A 19781-nucleotide genomic window follows, 5' to 3' on the forward strand; every position below is an offset into this window, starting at 1 on the left:
GCATTCTTTCGAACCGGATACGATCATGGATTCATGGAAGAAAAATACCTGAAAAGAAAAACGGGATCAGATGACCTCAATAATCTCTTGCTTCCGCTCTTCCGCCATCTTCTTGTTCACGTAATACTGGGTAATTACCCCGGCAATCGCAGAGATGATTCCGGCGATCGTTGACCAGAGAATATATTTTGTAACGGTATCTGAAGAGAGAGGGAAGTCCTGAACCCCCTGGTATGATATGAGGTAGATACTTGCCGCATAGAGGATAAGCCCGATCGCGGTGACAAAGAACGGGAAGACGATGACCTTTCCAAGGTTCTCCCGCTCGTTCTGGTATACATCGATGATGACGCCGACCGACAGGACCCAGCCCGCAAAGATAAGCCACTCAAAGGAACCATAGATGAAGGTCATTAAGTAGGTGACAATCCCCAGACTGCCACCGTCCGTTGAATAATATTTCAGGATATTATTGACTCCCCATGTGCACCCGATGATGACCAGGAGGATCGTGGTCGTGTACGTGACAAACGAGAACCGTCCCCGTGACAGGGATGCCCGTAAGGCATCTGTTATACCGTGGACAAGCTCATCAAAGCCAAATCCCTTGTAGAGCAGGAAACAGCCAATAACCCCCACCACGACAATGGTTGCAAGGCCCGGTGCACCGATCAGGAATGCAATGGCATACAACAGCATGGCAAGGCCTATCGGTATGAAGACCATGCGTGAGATCTTTGGATCGTCGAATAATTTCTTGAGAATATAGTACGTACCCTCAAGGTTGGGCATCTGGTTGACAATGACCCGGCGGATGCTGGTGACCGGTATATTGGACTGGATGATCGGGATGACATACTCGTCCTCCGCCCCGTCGGTCACCAGGATACAGTTCGTTGCCTTTGTCTCTTCAATAACGTCTTTGAGGGTGGCGGCAATCTTCCGGTCCCCTTCTATCATGTGCAGGTGGTTTCCGGCAACCACGGCAATGGCCGTATCTTCGCCTTTTGCAGTCAGTTCATCAAAGATCTTGACTGCTGAAAATATTGCGTTGACATCTGAGTCCTCAGGATCAGCAAGTGCCAGTGTATTTGCCGCATTCAGACATGCCGCACGGCCGATGCACGGGCTCTCAACCTTGGCTTTCCAGCCGATGTCATCGTCACGGTCGACACTCAGGACCAGTGTCCGCCCCTGTGTCATTACATCTATAAAAACGCCGTAAATCTATTAAATCATTGCTGACGTGAAAAAAAGGATGATTCTGGATCAGAGGAGTTTTGAGCGCTGGAGAAGCAGAAGATCGTCGGTGGTTAGTTTTTCGCCAGCCCGGAAATTCTTGAACAGGGTCTCGGCTTCTTTCCTGACCGCTTTCTGCTCTTTTGTGACTTTGACCTTCTTGGTCTTCTTGCGCAGGCCGGAGATCACCTTGTCGTAATCGCGGAGCTCTTTCTGGCAGGTGATGAAGAACTTGTGCTCGGCATCGGCTGCTTCCTGTGCCTCGACAAAACTCTTGTGGGCTGCATCAGCTGCCTCCCGGGACTTGTCGGCCTTGCGGTAGGACTCGACCATGAGATCGTGGTGTTTCTGGGCCAGCTCGGCAACCTCGGTCACCTTTGCATGGAGATCCGATGCGGCTTTCCTAAAATCGCGGGCTTCACTGATCTTGGTCCGCATCTCCTTGTTCTGCTCGAGCTCGGATTCCTGTTCCCGCACCTGGCCTTTCATCTGCTTGATCTTCTCGATCAGCTCACGTTCCTTATCGGTGGTGAAGACCTCGGTCTGCTGGCGGTACTCCATGTACTCGATCTGCTTCTGGAGTTCCTTGACCCCGCGGTTCTTCTGGGTGCCGTGCTCTTTCTTGAACGATTCAATGTCTTCAAAAAGGACATTGGCCTTGTCGTTCATCTCGTTGCGTTGGGCCTTGATGTCAAGGACTTCCTGGTTGTATTTGTCCCGGAGATCTTTGTTCTTCTGCGCCTCTTCGACAAACTCGCGGGTCTGGTTGTTTAAGGTATTGCGCTCGCGGGCGAACTTGCTCGCATTTGCGTTGAGCTCGTTGCGGTGGTTTTTGTGTTCTTCAGACTCGGCAAGGGTTTTTTTTCTCTTTTCCATCAGGTCATTCAACATGCGTTACCAACTCCTCATCAGATTCTCCGTTCACTGGAGGCGCACACTCTTGCGTATGAGGTTTCAGTGATCAGATTCGCCGTTGGATTACGGCTTCCTGATACACCCTTACTGCAACACTGCATACAGGATGCAGGATGAAAAACACCAGAAAAGATACTTAGCGCAGAATTCAGATAAGACTCCGGACTGAAGCCTTTGTTCAACACTCTGTTCATGATGTTCAACTCCCGATACCGGTGCACGATCATCCCAGGATCATGCCCCCATCCTCCCAGCGAAGGATAATTCGAATGTACTATATTTTAAAGGAGTGGGGGACTATTAAGCGTTTCGCCGGGTGCAGGCAGGAACCGGGTTCCGGCATGGTGTTTCGGGAGTGCAGAAAAAACGAACAAAAGGATATTGGTCGTTGGTTGGACCAACGATTCCTGAAACACGTTCAGGGATTCTGGCTTTGGAATTGTCGGGATTGATCTCTGGTGCGTGGTGTTTAACCGACCCATTCAAGGACGCCGCCGCCACTTGGCTGGTCCCTGCCGCCACTGGTTCTCCGCTGGACGGGCATCTCGACTGCCTTGGGGCTGGAGCGCTTGTTGTCGATGTCCTGGACCATGGTCTTGTAGGACTGGCGGGTGCCGAGGATCTGTGCGCTCTTGACGCCGGTCATGATAGCGAGGACACGGATCTTGCCTTCCATGTCGCTCCTGACGCGGGCGCCCCAGATGACATCTGCGTGGGGGTCGAGTTCGTACGTGAGCGAGGTTGCGACTTCTTCTGCATCCTGAAGGGTCAGGTCCGTGCCACCGGTGATGTGGATCAGGCTGCCGGTTGCGCCGCGGTAGTCGATGTCGAGCATCGGGTTGGACAGGCATTCGCGGACAACGCTCTCTGCCTTGTTCTGCTGCTTGCTCTCACCTACGAGCATGACTGCAACGCCGCCCTTGGACATGATGGCGCGGACATCTGCGTAGTCGATGTTGATGAGCGAGGGTTCGGTGATGGTCTCGGAGATACCCTTGACGGTCTCACCAATGAGCTGGTCCATGACAGAGAATGCCTGGCCGAGCGGGAGGTTCGGGACGAAGTTCTTCAGCCGGTTGTTGTCGAGGACAATAACGGAGTCTGCTGCTGCTGCGAGTGCCTCAAGACCCTCTTCTGCACGGATCAGGCGTGCCTTTTCGACCTGGAACGGGTAGCTGACCATTCCGACAACGATTGCGCCCTGTTCCTTGGCGATCTGTGCTACAACAGGTGCGGAACCGGTACCGGTACCTCCTCCCATACCTGCTGTGATGAAGACGAGATCTGCTGACTCAAGAACCGCTTCGAGCGTCGGGCGTGCCATCTCGGCTGCGCGTTTACCGACATCCGGGTAACCGCCGGCGCCAAGGCCTTTTGTCAGGGATTTCCCGATGAGGATGCGCTTGTCGGCCTGGATCATGTCCAGGTGCTGTTTGTCGGTGTTGATCGCGATGGTCTCTGCACCGGAAACGCCCATGTGGTGGATACGGTTCACGGTGTTGTTACCTGCTCCACCGCAGCCGATGATAACGATCCTTGGCTGTCCTACGAAGTCATCTTCCATTGCGCCTGAGCTGCCGGACTGTTTTACTTCCTTTTCAAGTTCGGCGTTTTTTAGTGCGTCGTTAATAATACTTTGCATATTACTACCCTCTCAAACCTTGAATGAAACCTGGTCACTTTCCTTCAGGACACGGTTTGCACGTTTTTCAACAAGTTCACGGACCGCTGCCCGAACAGCTTCCGATACGTTCGGGTATTCCCCGGAATCGACCATCTGCTGGAGCAGATTGATCTGCTGTTCAGGTAACCGGAGCGTGATTCGTTGCATCATCGTATCTCACATTTCTGACATATGTCTGGCTTCTGTCGTCCATATGTCAGACAAAGAGAACTCTTGTGTCTGACTTAACCAGATGAATCTAACTAACACGCTTATGTATTTAAATTTTATTCTTTGGTGCCTGCGATGGCTTCACAATGCATTTATGACAGATAATCCAAGTATTTTAGAAAAAGAGCGGATTTCTATGGCTGTTGACTTTCCGGAGCGGGTTGTGCATGGGGGAACCGGCAAGCGCCAGCAGGAAAAAACCCGGAAAACCGTGCTGGATTTCAGCGCGAGCGTGAATCCCTACCCCCCGCAATTCACCTGGGCGCTGGATCCGGAGTGCCTGGAGTACTACCCGGATGACTCCTACGCTGCCCTCAAAGAGCAGATTGCCGGAGTCTTTCATCGCCGTCCGGAAGAGATCTGCGTGGGAAACGGATCGATCGAACTGATCCGGGTATTCTGTTCCGTCCTGTTCCGCGACAGAGCACGAAGAAAAACTTTTTTTTGTGAATCGCCGACCTTTGGCGAATATGATCTGTCCGCCCGCATTGCCGGTGCAGTCCCTACCGATAAAACGCGTGATGCGGGTCTCACCTTTCTCTGCAACCCCAATAACCCGACCGGACGGTTATTGCCTCAGGCGGATGTTCTCACCTGCCTCGATACCGTGCATGAACATGGAAGTTTCCTCTTTTGCGATGAAGCCTTCATCGAACTCTCTGATCCGCAGGAAAGCGTTATTGATATCCGCGATCCTGATCTCTTTGTCCTGCGATCGCTCACCAAGTGTTTTGCGGTGCCGGGTATCCGGTTCGGGTACGGTTTTGGCAAACCGGATCTCATTGAAAAGATTGAAACCGTCCGCCCCCCCTGGAGCGTGAATGCCTATGCCGAGGCCTATGCCATGGAAGCGCTCCGGCACATGGATGACCTTGCCGCTTCCCGTTCTGCTATTGAAAAGGAACGGACCCTGTTGATAGCGGAATTGCAGGATCTTGGACTGCATTGCGCACCCACTCAAGTAAATTATGTGCTGGTGGAGTGCGGCAGGACTATTGCATCACTCTGCGAAGCACTGGCAGCCCGGGGAATCCTGGTCCGTGACTGCACGTCTTTTGGCCTGCCGACATGCATCCGCATTGCCGTGAGGACCCGTGAAGAGAACCGGAAACTTATCGGGGCTTTGTCCGCATGCGTGCACTGATCATGGCCGGGGGAGCAGGAAGCCGGCTTAACAGCGGAGAAAAACCGCTCATCCTGATCCACGGGCAACCCATGATCGCGTATGTGATCCGGGCTTTCGAAAAGGCCGGCTGTGAACCCGTGGTTGCCGCATCCCCAAAGACGCCAATGACCGTGAACTGGTGCCATGCTCATGGTGTCGCGGTATGCCGGGCGGAAGGGAAGGGATTTGTGGATGACATGGTTCACGCTGTGCAGTTCCTGGAAGAAGAAGATCCCCTGTTCGTTTCGGTCTCAGATATTCCCTGCGTCACATCCGATATTGTCAGATCCGTTATGGAATCCTACCATTCCGCGGGAACTGATGCCCTGTCAACCTGGATCCCGGCAAATCTGGTGAAATCCTGCCGCGGCGGTATGCCCTATCGCGAGTGTATCAACGGCATTGAATCCTGCCCTGCCGGTATCAACATCCTCCGTGCCGATCGTATTGACAAGGTCCAGGACGAATACGCCCTCCTCTTGGATGATCCCTGCCTTGCCCTGAACGTCAATACACCGGCCGACCGTGCAGCAGCGGAAACGTTCATGCGGCAGCGGGAGACCGGAATTTCCGGGACATAATATTCCGGGATGGGTGAATTCATCCCAATTCGTGGCAATCCCCACAAAAGACGGATAAATCAGCCCTGTTTTTCAGGAATGCATATTAAGGATCTCGCCCTAAATAGCTACATTATGGTCGAGGCGCAGGAGATCGAGCTGCGGGGTCATATCATCGACTCCGGCAATATGGCACAGCTCATGGACCGGGTCATGGACATGGGGGGAAACTTCGAGACCCTTGTCTTTGAGATTGGCAAGAAAAAGACCGACCCGAGTTATGCACACCTGCGTATCACTGCCTCCAGCAAGGAGAAACTGCACTCGATCCTGTCGGATCTCCACCGGCTCGGCGCCCGGCCGGTTGAAGTGAAGGATGTGTTCCTTGTCCCGGCAGAAGCCGACAAGGTTGTTCCCAAGGGATTCTATACCACCTCCCACCACCCCACGCAGGTGAAGTTTGAAGGGGAATGGATCTCTGTTGGCGCCATTGAGATGGACTTCCTCATTGTCGTTGACACAAAAAAGAGATCTGCAACCGCAATGCCCCTCGGGAAGATCAGGAAAGGCGACCTTGTTGTGGTTGGCGAGCAGGGCGTCAGCGTCAGTTACCCCGAACGCCCCCGCGAGCAGAGCACGTTTGAGTTCATGCACGGCACGGTCTCATCAGAACGCCCCAGCCAGACCCTGATCGCCAAGATCGCAAAAGAGATCCTCGAAGTGCGGAAAAATGGCGGGAAGATTGCCGTTGTCGGGGGCCCTGCCATCATTCATACCGGTGCAGCAAAGGCACTGGCCTCCATGATCCACAATGGCTACGTGGATGTGCTCTTTGCCGGCAATGCGCTTGCAACGCACGATATCGAGTACAACCTGTACGGCACGTCCCTGGGGATGGATATCTCCACGGGCAACCCGGTAACGGGCGGGCACAAGCACCACCTGTATGCGATCAGCGAGATCATGCGGGCGGGATCGATCCGGAACGCGGTCGACCAGGGGGTAATCAAGGGCGGGATCATGTATGAATGTGTGAAGAAAGATGTCCCCTTTGTCCTTGCTGGATCGATCCGTGACGATGGCCCGCTTCCCGATGTGATCTCGGATACCATGGAAGCCCAGGACACGATGAGGAAACATATCCCCGGGTGCAGCATGGTACTGATGATAGCAACCCTCCTCCACTCGATTGCGGTCGGCAACTGCCTTCCGTCAAGCGTAAAGACGGTCTGTGTCGATATCAATCCGGCACACCTGACAAAACTGATGGACCGGGGGACCACGCAGGCAATCGGCATTGTCTCCGATGCCGGGACATTCCTCCCGCTGCTTGCGCACCAGCTGGAGATCCAGAGCGGTCACCAGAAGAAGTAAATTTTTTTCTGTCGGTCCAAGGCGGAATTGGACCCGTCTTAATTAAAATTGTTTGTTTTTGTTGCATGTACGTGAATACATTGACCGAGAGGCTGCTTACGCCAATACACGGTCAAGCGTACCAGATTTCTTCAAACAGGAAATATATTCCGCAACCAGGTAACAATTGGTTAAATCATCGTCATCCAGACCCCGGAATGCGAATAACTCATCCCATAGCAGGCTGCTTCCCTCGACCATAAAAAAGGCTGTTTCAAGTTCAAAACCGACAATGATTTTGTTTCCTTTGAAAATATCATCCTGTTTTTCATACAGGGTTTTTCCTGCACCGGTATCCTCTATACAAAAACCCTTTACTACCGGTGTTTTTCCCGCAGGCAGTTTTTTGGCATGGCATTCGTTCAGGGTGAGATTGTCGACAATAACCTGTCTGATTGCATCATCTGTGAGTTCTGTCAAGGGATATTTTTGTTTAACGAAGGCGATAAGTTCCGAACCCGTTTTTTTATTGGGACGCATCCGTGGCCGGTATTGATCAAACGTAATTTTCCATGCCCTGACCATTTCAGGGGTAACTTCCTGCATCAACATACCGATCACACTTTTTTAGTGAATTATTATTCGCAGTCTTTCTTGAAATCTTTCACGATCCCGGATTTCGCAGGTTATATTTGGCGACCGCGTGATGTTGAAATGGCCGTTTTCATTGCGTGGAAGAATCGTCTTGAATTAAATCTGCTTAAGAATAGAACATCGCACCATCAGTTTTAAAGTGCTGCTATGGGGGTTTCCGGCATGAACATCGTGTTGGAACATTTTCCCAGGTTTTTTTCCAATTTCATCAGGCTTTTATACCATTCAACCCCACCGAAGATTAACGATTAATTATCAGGAAGGTTTTTCTCGTGTCACACTTCACAAAATCGCCACTCACCCGACTCGTATTGTTTATTGCCTGCCTGTCGATTGCCGGAACATTTGTAGCCGGATTACACTGGTACGCAGTAGATCTCCCGCAACAGAAAAATGTGCAGATTCCGGAGAATGATGTATATCATACGGGAGATCCCTGCATTGATAATTGCCGTGATTTGTATCACCAGTGCAGAATAGATACTGGTGGCAATTCGCCCCTATGCACGTGGAAGGTATTCACACCATGCCAGCAAAAGTGTGGATAAACGCGAAATGCATGACAAGGTACGGGTATATGATGATCGCTATCCGCAAACAGCAAAATACCCGATACTATTTTTCTAGTAATTGTCCGGAAGTTTCAGACCGCGGCTAAAGAGTGCTGCTATAGAAAATGTCTGTGGCTCGCGCTCTTCTGAAAAACATTTAGAGAATCGAACCATCAGTGTTAAAAGTGCTGCTATGGAGCTACCTTTTGGCTGGTTAGAATCCGCTTCATTCCAGCTTTTTTTCATGAAATCAACCCCAAATTGGGATGAGATCTCAATATGCGCGATATCATGATAAGACTTTTGAATTCCGGTGTGATCCGGATTGTGAATCTGATGAATTGTTGATGGTAAAACACCGTATCTCGTCATATCTTGTGGAATGGACTGAGTATGGTTTGAACTCGTCACATTTTCTAACCTAATTATCCTTGAGCAATGCTCATAAATGCAGAATTTTCTCTATGTATAAACTAAAATGATAAATTTTGGATCACTTTTCGAATAATATATGTCGTCGTGAGATATACGGAGATATATGGGGGTTAAGAGATTACATTATTAACAGAACATTGTGTGTTTAGAATCCATATTTCCTATGAATTATTTGAGGGTGAAGTTCCTCATTAGTTGATAGGGACAGATCCATCGAAAGTAACACTCATGGGTTTGTTTGAGTTGGAATAGAAATATATGAATTCAATCAATCTAGGATATGGAGTAATATGAGTTAGGCGGGGTTTATGGCACTAGATCTAGAAAAACATCTTTTAACAACCGTGAATAAAAGCTTATCGAAGGAAATTAAGTCAGAATATACTCGGAAAATAAAATCGTATTGGAAGTTACGTGAAGATCATTCTGATGATTATTCATGGATTTCTGATAACGATTTAATTCTCAATCTCATTCTACTTAGTGTCTATTATAGGCGAGTCATTCATCCCATGGATGAAACGGAAAAATTCTATAAATTAATCAATGATTCAGCGTTATATCCAGAGTTCCAAGAAAAAAATCAAATTTTTTTTGATTTCCTACCAAGGAAAATAAAAATTGGAGTGACGGAAATCAATCACGGTTCAAATATAAATGATATTGACATTGATATCTCTGAACTTCATGAGATCGTAGAGGATTTTTATTCATTGTTAAGAATTTTTGATATCCCGCCGAATCTGTTATTTTACAAATCAATGGATGATTTCCTTCATAATCTCAAACCGATGTTGGGGGTACAAAGATGAATGAAACTGAATACCTCCAGAAGAAAGCACAATTTCAGAATGAGATGTATACATTCATCGACCGTAATCATACAAGGATATCAAACAATTCTAAAAGACTCTGTCACTTTTTTGAATTGGCATGTTATTCTAGAGTTCTTCAATATTATCGTCAGCAGAATTTTTCTATCTCTATCCGGTCACCCCCCCCAACTAACATTTTTCGATTTAAGGCTACAACATCTGGTATCCCAAATAAGTATAGTTTTTTCAGGATTTCTCGTCCTTCAAATTTAAACGACAATAAAAGAATTGAGTATGATATTCGTTCAAACATGCGAGTAAGATCGTTCTATGATGATGGGGATTATATTCCTGATATTGTAATTGCAAAAGCGTCAGATAATCTAGATATTCAGAAAATTGACAACGAAGACCTAATAAGTTTCTGTGAAGTAAAATACCTCCGCCCGCATCCTGAAATGCTTGCTAATTTTATTGGATTCGTTATTGAGCTTACTCCAGATCTATCAGTCGAGCCTATGGACCCGCAATGGATTCATCCAGCACCTTCACTGATTGTCTCTGGAGACAGCAGTCCTAATGTTGATTCAATTCGGGAGAGTATGACGAATCGTTATCCAGTAAATTTTGCTTTAAATTATGAAAATAATTCAGATGGATTGATACCTTCTAAAAAAATTCCAGATAGGGTGTGATATTCCGATTCAAAAGTTTTTTCTCTCTTATTATCGTTCAATCCAATCGATCCAAAGGATAGCAACATTTTTGAGATTCCCATACTGCCATTTCAACATCACGTGCTCTCCATTTGGTCTTTGTTATGTTAGTTAAAATTACCCGATAAGAATTGCAGAATTTCACCCATTCAAGATATGCATTCCAATTCCTAATACTACTCTGTTCGGTAGTAGACTGGATCCACCCATCACTCCGTTGAGAGAATAGTGGAGCATTTTCTAATCCAAACCTTTCCTTATTATCTCTCCACCAAAACGCGATGATCTTATCAATCATCGGATATTCATCAGATTGACAAAATGACAGATATGTGATCGGTGTTGCAAAACCATTTGGTAAATTACATGCTTTTCGGAATTTTACGAAGGCACTATGTGTGGGATTTCGGATTATTTCTATGAGTGATTCGATAAAAATTTGTTTATGTTCGGGATTCGAAAGGTATTCAATAATTTCAGTTGTTTTCGAGTTCTTATTCAGACTTCGGAAATTTTTCCAAAAGTAGACTTCACCGCAGACCAAATATTCATCCATGGGAAAACCCTCATTGAGGGATTTACGAAATTTATTCTCGAAGTCACGTATGTTTTGAGGGGTAATTCTATCAATAAAATGTGATGGATATTTTTTACGACTTTCAAATTTATTGAGATCAACGCTCCAATTATACTGTTTCTGACAATTTATCCAGCGATTTGCGGAGTTCACGATTGCACCCCCCAATTTATTTCGAATTATTATTTAATCATTTTATTTATGTATCATTACTTATTTAATACCCGCTCACCATTCTTTAGAAATAAAACAGTGAATAATTCTTCGAGTAACCGACGAATATGTGCATCCATTAATGAAGACTGGATAATTTCATGATTATTGAGTTTGAATGGCGAGAACGAGAGGTATTCCAATAGAATCTTACTTCCCCCTTGGATTTCACTATGCATCACTTTATGCAATCGTTGGTTTGTTTTTTGAGTAGGGTCTGGCTTGAGGTACTGATAGATCCTTTTTGGAACAAGTCCTTCTGTTTCACCTAAATAATAGAGAACTGATCCATCACTCCTTCTGATCACCCAACGGTACAATGCAGGGAACCCATATTTCAATTTCATGTAATCTGTGATTTCATTAGGAAAAGAATAGGGTATGTTTTCAGATGAATTCACGGGGCTCCATTGATAGGAAATCGAAGATATTGTCAAAGGGGAAATTCGTTGGATAAACGTCGGACTATTAATGGTGCTTTTCATCTCAACCTCTTCAACATACTTTCCGTTCAATCCGAGTTCTCGTTAATGGATGGCAATCTAAAACCTTGACTAATTCTCGGAATGATATCATTAATATCCTCTTGCCCGAATCCAATTTCATCCAGAATTATTGTAATCATCAATAGCCGCATTCGAAGCGACAAATAATACAATTCTACATTTGTTGCATATCTCACATCGCTTCTAGGATCTAAATGAGTGAGATGGTTGCGATTATCTGCAATTGTCTTTGCAAAATGTAACTCAAACCCTATGATAATCGGTGAGACTGAAGAATAATTGTTTAATAATTGATCAATACGTTTCTCCAATGAGGGTTTATTTCCACTTTTTAATAAACTAATTATGGATTTTCTTTGTGAATTTCCGAGAATCGAATGTTCTTTTATTACTTTTTTTACAGTATCAACCCTTTGCTGATACGCATCAGGATTTATGAGATAATCATGGTAGCGTGGTGATTTACGATGATAACTTTCAAGGCATTGGGCAAGAGTAAGATAAATATTATTCAAGTACATTTTTGAATTAAACATTGTGGCAAAATATAATTCAAAAATCGCCTTATTTTCATTTGACTTTTCAAACCAACCCATCATTATTTTGTTCATTTTTTTAGGCGGATTGTTGAAAGTAAACACAATTTGAAAAGGATGAATTGAATCTGTATCCGAAGGATCGATAAGATCATTCCAATGAGTTATTATTCTAATTGAATCATAGATCGGCGAATCTGTCGCATTATTTTTTATGATGTTTGATGAAGAATCTCCTGATAATTCAGTGGGATATGTAGGCTTTGAAAGACAAAACGTTAGTAATTGTTGGAGCTTAAAAATGATGTCTAAAAAGGCTTGATATTCTTGCTCCTTTTTCTTCGATTCTATTGATATAAATGTGAGTTCATTTACTTCAATCTTTGAAGAGGCTCCATATGATCCAATTAATCTGTTAGTGGGATGTATCTTGATGTTAAAACCGTTAAACGTGAGAAGATGAACTGGTTTCGGATTTGATATTCGGATCGTTTGCTTTAGTGTTTTTTTATTTGTGGTAGTTTGAACACTAGAATTTTTTATGAGATGATCAAGATGTTTAAAATATACTCTAACCCGTTTAAATTTCAATTTCTGAACCGATTTGGCATGTAATCCAATAAATGTTGTATCTACAGCATAGACTTGTGTTTCAAATCCTGTTGCACCAACTTGAGTACTCTGAACCTGACAATTGTGAAGAGTAACTTTTGTTCCTAATGTGGATTGTCCAAGGATTACTTCAAAATTTGATCCAAAATCATGTTCAGCTGTTGGATAATGGAATGTCCCTACTAATTCTAAAATACCCCTCCCACTAGGTGAAACTGTCAGTGTCCCAATAATTTTTTTTCTTGCTTTGGTGGGGATCCACCATCTCCCTTTAATCACAATATCCTCTTTCATGTTAATCGATCCCACGCGTCCTGCATCAGCCTTATTATCCGGCACTCCTTGAATTTCTTCACTTCAGTCTCCATTAGAATACTGAATGTCTCACCTGGGAACTCCGGTTCACACGCCTTCCCGCAGGATCCAGAATCCCACAGATCATCGCGTGACAACCCAGACAGTCGGGCATACAACGTATCCAATTCTGCCCGTTTCTTTCATGCATTTTGAAAATACTGCCCATGGCATTATCCTGCACAACATCTGATATGAGTATTGTTGAGACAAAAGACGTTAAAATTATTGAATTGACCCCCTACGGGAAAAACGACCGATTAAAATAACCCAATGTTTTGTGGAAAATCTACTGAATGAAGAGATGATTTATTTTCCATTTCCTCCCTCAATGTCATTCTTTGCAAGTTTCTTCTTTCGGAATGCCCCGAACTTGGAAATGTGACAATACTTCCCATCACAGCCCGTGAGCTCAAGTTTCCTCTGTTCAGTGGTGGTGTGGTTGGGTTCGGGCTTGGAATCGGGTGGTGTGTCCGCTGTTTTCACAGGGCTTGCATCCGGTTCAAAGACTTCTATAACCACTTTCCCGTCCCTTTTTACCCTGCGCACGGTCAGTGTCATGTCATCCTGCTGAATGGAATCGCCGGATACAACCGGTGCCGCCGCATCTGCCACAGAGGGATTGGGCTGCGGGGTCTTTGACGACGCTTCGGGAACCGGCTCTTTTACGGAAGCGACCGGCCCCGACACTATTCTACACACTAACATTTCAGGATCAATTTCTCGGTGCAACGGTACAGGTCGGGTATCGTATTTGCCCGGAACGGGCCAAGGAAATTTCTCCATGTACCAAGCGTAAAAATGATTTTGTTGGCCCGTGCGACCCCTATTCCTTTCGTGGCCTTGATCTCCGCGATGAAATCCCGGATCAACTGGGCATCGTCAGCAGTCAGTTTTCCCCGGTTGGTGGCATTGGTGATGGAGTGATCGGCATACACAGTTTTCGGATTATGAAACGGACGCATATGCCGGGTCGGTGCCTGCTGTTTTCGTGCCGGTGTCACGTCACATGGGTTCCCGGTCTTACGGAAAAACGTATCCTGAGCTTTAGGGGTTCTAACCTGAGAAAAGGATGCTGCTATGGGGATTCGAACCCCAGTCGTCGGCGTGAAAGGCCGACATGATTGGCCACTACACTATAGCAGCGTGTGCCTATAATCTTACACGGCACGTCATAAATAGATTATGGAGGCTGCAAGGCTGGCAGTCCCTCCGGAGCTCATGATTACGGGGTGAATGATTGCGGGGAACTCGCGGAAGAACCCCCGCGTCATTTTCCAGAATGGAGGGGGGGTATCCGGCATACCCCCCCACCCTGTTGCGTTTCAAACCGATCATACCCCCCTGCCATGGGGGTGGGGGGGTATCCGCGAGACCCCTCCCCCCCATTGGCCGGATCATACCCCCCCTTACCAGATTCGGGTAGCCTTCTTGCCCTGCATTCCGTCGGGAGAGCAGCACAACCATTGCCTCTTTTGTTGTGCAATACCTGTGCAATACCATTTTTGAGAAGGGGGGTATCCGGCATACCCCCCCTCCAATATTTTTTCAAATCAATCATACCCCCCCACCCTGCCGGCACCTGGCCGGATCATACCCCCCCACCCATGCAGGAAATTCCGGCAACCGGATCAGTACCCGGTAACCCCTTGTGCTGAATTCAACGTCAGTGATCGCGTGCTGCTCTCCCACGGGTCATAAAAAAGACCCGGTATATTCCACGTGGGAGGGGGGTATACCGCATACCCCCCCACCCGCATAAAGGGAATGTATGCGTCCATCCGCGATGGAATTGCCATATTCACACCAGAAAATTCTGTATGAAGATAGTAAAATTGTGACTGCCTCGAAACGTGCACCATCATTTCAGCATTCACACTACGTTCAGTGCAATGCACCATGGCTCTCCTGTTCAGCGATGAGGAGATCAAACAGGAGCCATAGTTTCTAAAAAAGGGACGAAAAAATTATTTTTTATTGATCGGGTATCCTTCCGTCTTCGTTACAACCTTGAATGCCGCTGCCAGCTGCCGGAAGACCGGCCCGGGCTTCCCGGATCCAACCGTCCGCCCGTCAACCCAGGTGATCGGGGCCATCTCGGCCGCGGTGCCGGAGCAGATCAGTTCATCGGCAGTGTACAGGTCGAAGTACCCGAGGTTCTGCTCGCGAACGGTGATGCCCAGCGATTTTGCAATCTCGAGCACGACAAGGCGGGTGACACCCCGGAGGTTGTTGAGCGTTGGCGGCGTGATGATCTCGCCGTTCTTGATGATGTAGAGGTTGTCTCCGGAACCTTCCGAGAGGTACCCGTTGGTATCGAAGAAGATCGCCTCGTCACCACCCTTGTAGTTCGCCTCGATCTTGGCAAGGATGTTGTTGAGATAGTTTAGGCTCTTGATATTCGGGGGAAGGCATTCAGCCGGGTTGCGGCGGACCGAGACCGTGATGGCCTTGAGACCTTTCTCGTACAGGTCGCCGTACATTGCACCCCACGACACGGCAATGACAAGCGCGGATGCCTTCTTGCATTTCCGCGGGTCAAGCCCGAGATCCCCAACGCCCCGGGTGATGATCGGGCGGATATAGGCGTCATTCAGCTTGTTCCGGCGCAGCACCTCGCAGATCGCCTCGGCCATCTCCTCTTTTGTGATGGACGGCTGGATATCGATCGTTTTCGCCGAATCATAGAGCCGGTCGAGATGTTCCTGTAACCGGAAGATCTTCCCGTTGTAGGCACGGATGCCCTCGAACACCCCGTCACCATAGAGGAACCCGTGGTCGAAGACTGAAATCTTTGCCTGATCCTCCGTCAGGTATTTCCCATCCAGATAAATTATCATAAAAGGTGTATGGGGTGCCAGAGGTTTTGTAGTTTTTTCTTTTGTTGAGGGGCGGGGGTACTAAAATTGATATACCTGCCGGGGATTATTACACATACGATGAGCAGCACGGGTGCAGGAACAGGGTACTGATATGCCGGAGAAGAAGGGGTTGATTGAAGGAGGTGCAGTCGGGGAAGCCGGTCCGGTTGATCTCTTCAGAACGGTATTTGAGCGGATACAGACAGCGATCCTGGTCATCGATCCCGCCGCCCACCGTATCGTTGATGTCAATCCCCTGATGGAATCCCTCACCGGCTTTGGCCGGGACCAGCTCCTCGGCAGCACCTGCCACGGTTTTGTCTGTCCAGCCAGGTTTGGCGAATGTCCGGTCACCGATCTTCACCGGGACACCCTGAATGCAGAGCGCGAGATCATCAATGCGAACGGCAAAAGGGTTCCTGTCTTAAAGACCGTGGCAAAGGCAGAGATTGGCGGCAGGGAGTACCTGGTCGAGAGCTTCACCGATATCACGGACCGTAAAAGAGCCGAAGAACGCCAGCTGGCTCTTATCGCGTTCCTGTCTGAATCTATCCTGCGTGCGAGAAAACCCCTTGAGATCATGCAGCAGGATTTCGAGCAGCTTGCCGCCCAGGCCAAAAGCGGGGACTACGATGCCGAGGAGATCCGGATGCAGCTCCAGGTGCATGCCAATAACCTTCGCCAGATCCTGACGAATATTGAAGACCTCCAGAAGAAAGCACTGGAGGGACGATCTGACGAGATCCCCCCGGAGTTCAGGGAATTTTTTAAAAGGACGTGAGCCGGGATGGATGCACAGACAGCAACGGAAGATGCGGCAGAGAGTCTGCTCTGCCTTCTGCTTGCCCGGCCGGAGAATGTCCCGGAGATGAACCTGCTGGTCATGAAGAAGATCCTGAAGAGCGGGTGCACGCCGCTGGTTGTCACAGTCAACAAACCCTGCAAGGTTCTTGCAAAAATGTATGAAAAGGAAGGGATCAGCCCCGATTCGTATTATGTGATCGATGCCGTGACCCAGTACTCCGGGGGGGTCTGCATCCCCGGATCCCGGGTAAAATACGTGACCAACCCTTCCAACCTCACGGACCTCGGCATCGCCATCACGGAACTTTTAAAAAAGATGCCTGCGGGAAAGAAGTGCATTATGTTCGACTCCGTGAGCATGCTGCTCATCCATATCCCGTCCGTGACCGCGTCGAAGTTCCTGCATTTTGTGGTCACCAAACTCAAGCTCACGGATGTCTCCGGGGTCTTTCTCTGCGCCGAGAAAGGGCTTGATCCTGTGATATTGTCACAGATGAGTTCATTCGTCGATCATATCACGGACTTTGAAAAGATCGGGGCAGATACCTGCATCCTGTGATGCGGATGCAGAGGTTCCGGGGTTACACCCGGTTCCGGCAGAGATCCGTAAAATGCCGGAACATCCCGGTGCTCGCTACCGGGTGCAGGTGCGTGTAACTCCCAAGTGTATTTCCCACAACAGCACCGTCGCGGTTATCCCGGATCCCCACGCCGCGGGAGAGCGTATAGGCAAACCGGGTCTCCTCCGGAAGAACAACTTCCGAGTAATGGAACTCGTGCCCGCGGAACCTTGCGCTACCAACCGGGGAATCCGGGCTGCTGGTGCCTTCCACATAACTGACGACCCGCCTGGCCGGCATCCGCGTCTCCCCGCCAAACACCCCGCACATATCAGACGAGTGCTCTTCATCGCTCCCCTGCCACCCTTTTTTCAGGGTCATGCGTCCGGTCAGGTACATCAGTCCCCCGCACTCCGCATAGATGGGTGTCCCGTTCCGTGAGACTTCAAGGACTGCTTCCCGCATGCGATCATTGGCTTCGAGTTCGCGGGTGAAGAGTTCCGGGTATCCTCCGCCGATAATGTAGCCATCCGCTTCCGGGAGCCGGTCGTGGACGGGACTAAAGGGGATTGTCTTCGCCCCGCAGGTCTTCAGGATATCGAAGAGATCGGCATAATAGAAATTGAACGCCTCGTCCATTGCTACACCAATCTTCAGGTCGGGAACCGGGATGTCATCGAAAACGGTCGGGGTTGTTGTCGAAAATGAGACGTCCTTCATCAGCGCTTTGAACCGGTCGAGATCCACGTACTGCCCGATGAGGGTTGTGATAGTCCCGATGCGGGCATCGAAATCCCCGTTGCCGGATCCTTCACGGTACGGGACAAGACCCAGGTGGCGCATGGCCAGCTGCATCTCCTCCATCCGGGGAATGGCCCCGATAACCGGGATACCGCAGTAGTGCTCGATTGCGGCAACCGCCTTGGCCTTGTGCGAACCGCCCTTGATATTGTTGAGGATGACACCGACAATGTGGACGGACGGGTCGAATGCCTGGAACCCTTTGACCATCGCAGCCGCACTCCGGGTGATGCTCTGTGCCGAGATCACGAGTACGACCGGGAGATCGAGCTGCTTGGCGATCGCCGCAGTACTTCCGGTGTCAGTCAGGGCTTCAGCTCCTTCATAGAGCCCCCGCACACCTTCGACAAGGGCAATGTCTGCCCCGTTGCACCCGAAATGGAAGATGTCCTGGATCTGCCCGTTGTCAAGTGCGAAACTGTCAAGGTTCCGGCAGGGTCGGCGGGAGACCGCAGCAAGATAGGACGGATCGATGTAGTCCATCCCGACCTTGAAGGTCTGGACGCGCTGCTCTCTGGCGAGCAGGGCAGAAAGTGCGAGCGTGATGCTGGTCTTGCCGCTGCCTGATCGATCGCCGGTGATAAGGATTGCCTTCATGCAATGCTCCGGAGCACGGCCCCGAACTCGCTCTCGACAATCTCCCGGACCCCGAGGGTCTTGGGGTGCAGGTCGATCTCGACCATCACGTGCCTGTGCCCGATCTCGCGGAGCGGTGCAACCTGTCGCGGGCCGTTCGTTACGGAGAAGCACTCGACACCCTGCGTATATTCCGGGGCGATGGCATGGGGAACGCCCGCGATGAGCGCAAACGCGGGAGCAATCTCCTGTATCCGCTTCCCGAGCGCATCCCCGTTTGCACCGTATTCGTCGAGCGCACCGAGCAGTTCAATTGGCACTCCCCGGGCCTTCATCTCTGCGGCGATCCGCCCGGCATCGCCCCGGGTCTTGGGCAGTCCCCGCTGTTCGAGGTTGGCGATGTACGTGATATCCGCATCAGGGCAGGCTTCCCTGAGTGCGATCAGTTCATCGGCAAACATGTACGCGGTCTCTTTCTTGGCATTCAGGATCGCGACTCCTTTTGCCCCGGATCGGGCGAGCCGGATGAGTTCCTGCGCAGCCACGTGCTTGAGATCGCCCCGGGATGCTTCGATGTACGGATGCGACGCGGCGCCCCGGAGCCGCTCGACCTCGTTGGCCTTCTGCATCATGAACCGCTGCCGGGTCAGTTCCTCTTCCGTGATCCAACCGGCCTCTGCCGCGGCTTCAAGCGTTGAGATAACACCGGCAATATTCTCAATATAGCCGGCATGGATGTCCACCGCGATCGTTGGGGTTGTTATGCCCGAGCCCTCGATTGCAGCCTGGAGATCTTCGCCAATGATCATGGCAACGCAGGTGCCGACTACCGCCATACGTTTGGGATGGAACGTCTCCTCAGCATACTTCAGCACATCCTCCAGCGGCTTCTGGCCCCCGAAGATGAACTCGTTGTCGGCAAGCGAGGTGGTGAGGACCCGCATGCCGTCCTCCTCCAGCAGCCGGGCATGTTTGAACGAACAGCCCGACGGGCCGTGCAGGATGGCCACATCGACATTGAGATCGCGGGCGGTATACAGGGCAGCAACAATGGAACTCGGGCGGGGGTGCATGTATTTCATTC

General features: G+C 49.3%; 20 protein-coding genes and 1 tRNA gene. 7 read left to right on the forward strand and 14 right to left on the reverse strand.

The window, feature by feature from the left end:
- Positions 1-66: 66 nt before the first annotated feature.
- The 4 genes from LUQ43_RS03040 to LUQ43_RS03055 form a co-directional block, all read right to left on the reverse strand.
- Positions 67-1203: a DUF373 family protein gene (locus LUQ43_RS03040; RefSeq protein WP_299963664.1), complete on the reverse strand. Its 1137-nt coding sequence runs from the start codon at positions 1201-1203 to the stop codon at positions 67-69.
- Positions 1204-1269: 66 nt separating this feature from the next.
- The gene (locus LUQ43_RS03045; RefSeq protein WP_299963665.1) at positions 1270-2130 is read right to left on the reverse strand and encodes a phosphoserine phosphatase; all 861 of its coding nucleotides are present in this window, start codon (positions 2128-2130) and stop codon (positions 1270-1272) included.
- A gap of 493 nt (positions 2131-2623) precedes the next feature.
- A complete protein-coding gene (gene ftsZ / locus LUQ43_RS03050; RefSeq protein WP_299963666.1) occupies positions 2624-3796 on the reverse strand; it encodes a cell division protein FtsZ in 1173 nt (390 codons plus the stop codon).
- A 12-nt stretch (positions 3797-3808) separates the two neighbouring features.
- A complete protein-coding gene (locus LUQ43_RS03055; protein ID WP_299963667.1) occupies positions 3809-3988 on the reverse strand; it encodes a type II toxin-antitoxin system ParD family antitoxin in 180 nt (59 codons plus the stop codon).
- Positions 3989-4184: 196 nt separating this feature from the next.
- Here LUQ43_RS03055 and LUQ43_RS03060 point away from each other — a divergent pair, with 196 nt between their 5' ends.
- The 3 genes from LUQ43_RS03060 to LUQ43_RS03070 all read left to right on the forward strand — a co-directional run bounded on the left by LUQ43_RS03060 (position 4185) and on the right by LUQ43_RS03070 (position 7147).
- Positions 4185-5192, forward strand: a complete 1008-nt coding sequence (locus tag LUQ43_RS03060) for a histidinol-phosphate transaminase (protein ID WP_299963668.1) — start codon at positions 4185-4187, stop codon at positions 5190-5192.
- Entirely contained in the window at positions 5180-5794 is a 615-nt protein-coding gene (locus tag LUQ43_RS03065; protein ID WP_299963670.1) for an NTP transferase domain-containing protein, read from the forward strand. Before LUQ43_RS03060 ends, LUQ43_RS03065 begins: the two co-directional genes overlap by 13 nt.
- A gap of 114 nt (positions 5795-5908) precedes the next feature.
- The gene (locus LUQ43_RS03070; RefSeq protein ID WP_299964043.1) at positions 5909-7147 is read left to right on the forward strand and encodes a TIGR00300 family protein; all 1239 of its coding nucleotides are present in this window, start codon (positions 5909-5911) and stop codon (positions 7145-7147) included.
- 96 nt (positions 7148-7243) lie between these two features.
- Here LUQ43_RS03070 and LUQ43_RS03075 read toward each other — a convergent pair whose 3' ends face one another.
- Positions 7244-7732 (reverse strand): hypothetical protein, encoded by a 489-nt coding sequence (locus LUQ43_RS03075; protein ID WP_299963672.1) that lies wholly within the window; start codon positions 7730-7732, stop codon positions 7244-7246.
- Positions 7733-9278: 1546 nt separating this feature from the next.
- Here LUQ43_RS03075 and LUQ43_RS03080 point away from each other — a divergent pair.
- Together LUQ43_RS03080 and LUQ43_RS03085 are read left to right on the forward strand one after the other, a co-directional pair.
- On the forward strand, positions 9279-9578 hold the full coding sequence (locus LUQ43_RS03080) for a hypothetical protein (protein ID WP_299963674.1): 300 nt from the start codon (positions 9279-9281) through the stop codon (positions 9576-9578).
- A complete protein-coding gene (locus LUQ43_RS03085) occupies positions 9575-10276 on the forward strand; it encodes a hypothetical protein (RefSeq protein ID WP_299963676.1) in 702 nt (233 codons plus the stop codon). The genes LUQ43_RS03080 and LUQ43_RS03085 overlap by 4 nt, the downstream gene beginning before the upstream one ends.
- Before the next feature lie 37 nt (positions 10277-10313).
- Here the strand turns inward: LUQ43_RS03085 and LUQ43_RS03090 are convergent, their stop codons facing one another.
- The 7 genes from LUQ43_RS03090 to ilvE all read right to left on the reverse strand — a co-directional run bounded on the left by LUQ43_RS03090 (position 10314) and on the right by ilvE (position 15935).
- The gene (locus tag LUQ43_RS03090; protein WP_299963678.1) at positions 10314-11027 is read right to left on the reverse strand and encodes a hypothetical protein; all 714 of its coding nucleotides are present in this window, start codon (positions 11025-11027) and stop codon (positions 10314-10316) included.
- Between the two features lie 56 nt (positions 11028-11083).
- Positions 11084-11488, reverse strand: a complete 405-nt coding sequence (locus tag LUQ43_RS03095; protein WP_299963680.1) for a hypothetical protein — start codon at positions 11486-11488, stop codon at positions 11084-11086.
- A 110-nt stretch (positions 11489-11598) separates the two neighbouring features.
- Positions 11599-13035, reverse strand: coding sequence for a HEPN domain-containing protein (locus tag LUQ43_RS03100; protein WP_299963682.1), 1437 nt, complete (start codon positions 13033-13035; stop codon positions 11599-11601).
- Positions 13036-13404: 369 nt separating this feature from the next.
- Entirely contained in the window at positions 13405-13803 is a 399-nt protein-coding gene (locus LUQ43_RS03105; RefSeq protein WP_299963684.1) for a hypothetical protein, read from the reverse strand.
- A complete protein-coding gene (locus LUQ43_RS03110) occupies positions 13797-14099 on the reverse strand; it encodes a hypothetical protein (protein WP_299963686.1) in 303 nt (100 codons plus the stop codon). The genes LUQ43_RS03105 and LUQ43_RS03110 overlap by 7 nt, the downstream gene beginning before the upstream one ends.
- Before the next feature lie 69 nt (positions 14100-14168).
- Positions 14169-14241: transfer RNA gene (locus tag LUQ43_RS03115), tRNA-Glu, on the reverse strand.
- 821 nt (positions 14242-15062) lie between these two features.
- On the reverse strand, positions 15063-15935 hold the full coding sequence (ilvE, locus tag LUQ43_RS03120; protein WP_299963688.1) for a branched-chain-amino-acid transaminase: 873 nt from the start codon (positions 15933-15935) through the stop codon (positions 15063-15065).
- Positions 15936-16068: 133 nt separating this feature from the next.
- Here ilvE and LUQ43_RS03125 point away from each other — a divergent pair, with 133 nt between their 5' ends.
- A complete protein-coding gene (locus LUQ43_RS03125; protein ID WP_299963690.1) occupies positions 16069-16737 on the forward strand; it encodes a PAS domain S-box protein in 669 nt (222 codons plus the stop codon).
- 6 nt (positions 16738-16743) lie between these two features.
- Positions 16744-17319, forward strand: a complete 576-nt coding sequence (locus LUQ43_RS03130; RefSeq protein WP_299963692.1) for a hypothetical protein — start codon at positions 16744-16746, stop codon at positions 17317-17319.
- 22 nt (positions 17320-17341) lie between these two features.
- Here LUQ43_RS03130 and cfbB read toward each other — a convergent pair whose 3' ends face one another.
- Together cfbB and cfbD are read right to left on the reverse strand one after the other, a co-directional pair.
- Complete coding sequence (cfbB, locus tag LUQ43_RS03135; protein ID WP_299963694.1) at positions 17342-18718, reverse strand: Ni-sirohydrochlorin a,c-diamide synthase; 1377 nt, start codon at positions 18716-18718, stop codon at positions 17342-17344.
- Positions 18715-19779 carry a Ni-sirohydrochlorin a,c-diamide reductive cyclase catalytic subunit gene (gene cfbD / locus LUQ43_RS03140; RefSeq protein ID WP_299963696.1) on the reverse strand — a complete coding sequence of 355 codons (1065 nt, stop codon included), beginning with the start codon at positions 19777-19779 and terminating at the stop codon, positions 18715-18717. Before cfbD ends, cfbB begins: the two co-directional genes overlap by 4 nt.
- Positions 19780-19781: the final 2 nt, after the last annotated feature.

The sequence above is a fragment of the Methanoregula sp. genome (genome assembly GCF_028679125.1).
GTDB lineage: Archaea > Halobacteriota > Methanomicrobia > Methanomicrobiales > Methanospirillaceae > Methanoregula.

Coding starts and splice junctions, on each gene's coding strand:
- LUQ43_RS03040 (WP_299963664.1), bottom strand. CDS start 1,203: ATGACACAGGGGCGGACACTGGTCCTGAGTGTCGACCGTGACGATGAC.
- LUQ43_RS03045 (WP_299963665.1), bottom strand. CDS start 2,130: ATGTTGAATGACCTGATGGAAAAGAGAAAAAAAACCCTTGCCGAGTCT.
- ftsZ (WP_299963666.1), bottom strand. CDS start 3,796: ATGCAAAGTATTATTAACGACGCACTAAAAAACGCCGAACTTGAAAAG.
- LUQ43_RS03055 (WP_299963667.1), bottom strand. CDS start 3,988: ATGATGCAACGAATCACGCTCCGGTTACCTGAACAGCAGATCAATCTG.
- LUQ43_RS03060 (WP_299963668.1), top strand. CDS start 4,185: ATGGCTGTTGACTTTCCGGAGCGGGTTGTGCATGGGGGAACCGGCAAG.
- LUQ43_RS03065 (WP_299963670.1), top strand. CDS start 5,180: ATGCGTGCACTGATCATGGCCGGGGGAGCAGGAAGCCGGCTTAACAGC.
- LUQ43_RS03070 (WP_299964043.1), top strand. CDS start 5,909: ATGGTCGAGGCGCAGGAGATCGAGCTGCGGGGTCATATCATCGACTCC.
- LUQ43_RS03075 (WP_299963672.1), bottom strand. CDS start 7,732: ATGCAGGAAGTTACCCCTGAAATGGTCAGGGCATGGAAAATTACGTTT.
- LUQ43_RS03080 (WP_299963674.1), top strand. CDS start 9,279: ATGGATGAAACGGAAAAATTCTATAAATTAATCAATGATTCAGCGTTA.
- LUQ43_RS03085 (WP_299963676.1), top strand. CDS start 9,575: ATGAATGAAACTGAATACCTCCAGAAGAAAGCACAATTTCAGAATGAG.
- LUQ43_RS03100 (WP_299963682.1), bottom strand. CDS start 13,035: ATGAAAGAGGATATTGTGATTAAAGGGAGATGGTGGATCCCCACCAAA.
- LUQ43_RS03105 (WP_299963684.1), bottom strand. CDS start 13,803: ATGTTAGTGTGTAGAATAGTGTCGGGGCCGGTCGCTTCCGTAAAAGAG.
- ilvE (WP_299963688.1), bottom strand. CDS start 15,935: ATGATAATTTATCTGGATGGGAAATACCTGACGGAGGATCAGGCAAAG.
- LUQ43_RS03125 (WP_299963690.1), top strand. CDS start 16,069: ATGCCGGAGAAGAAGGGGTTGATTGAAGGAGGTGCAGTCGGGGAAGCC.
- LUQ43_RS03130 (WP_299963692.1), top strand. CDS start 16,744: ATGGATGCACAGACAGCAACGGAAGATGCGGCAGAGAGTCTGCTCTGC.
- cfbB (WP_299963694.1), bottom strand. CDS start 18,718: ATGAAGGCAATCCTTATCACCGGCGATCGATCAGGCAGCGGCAAGACC.
- cfbD (WP_299963696.1), bottom strand. CDS start 19,779: ATGAAATACATGCACCCCCGCCCGAGTTCCATTGTTGCTGCCCTGTAT.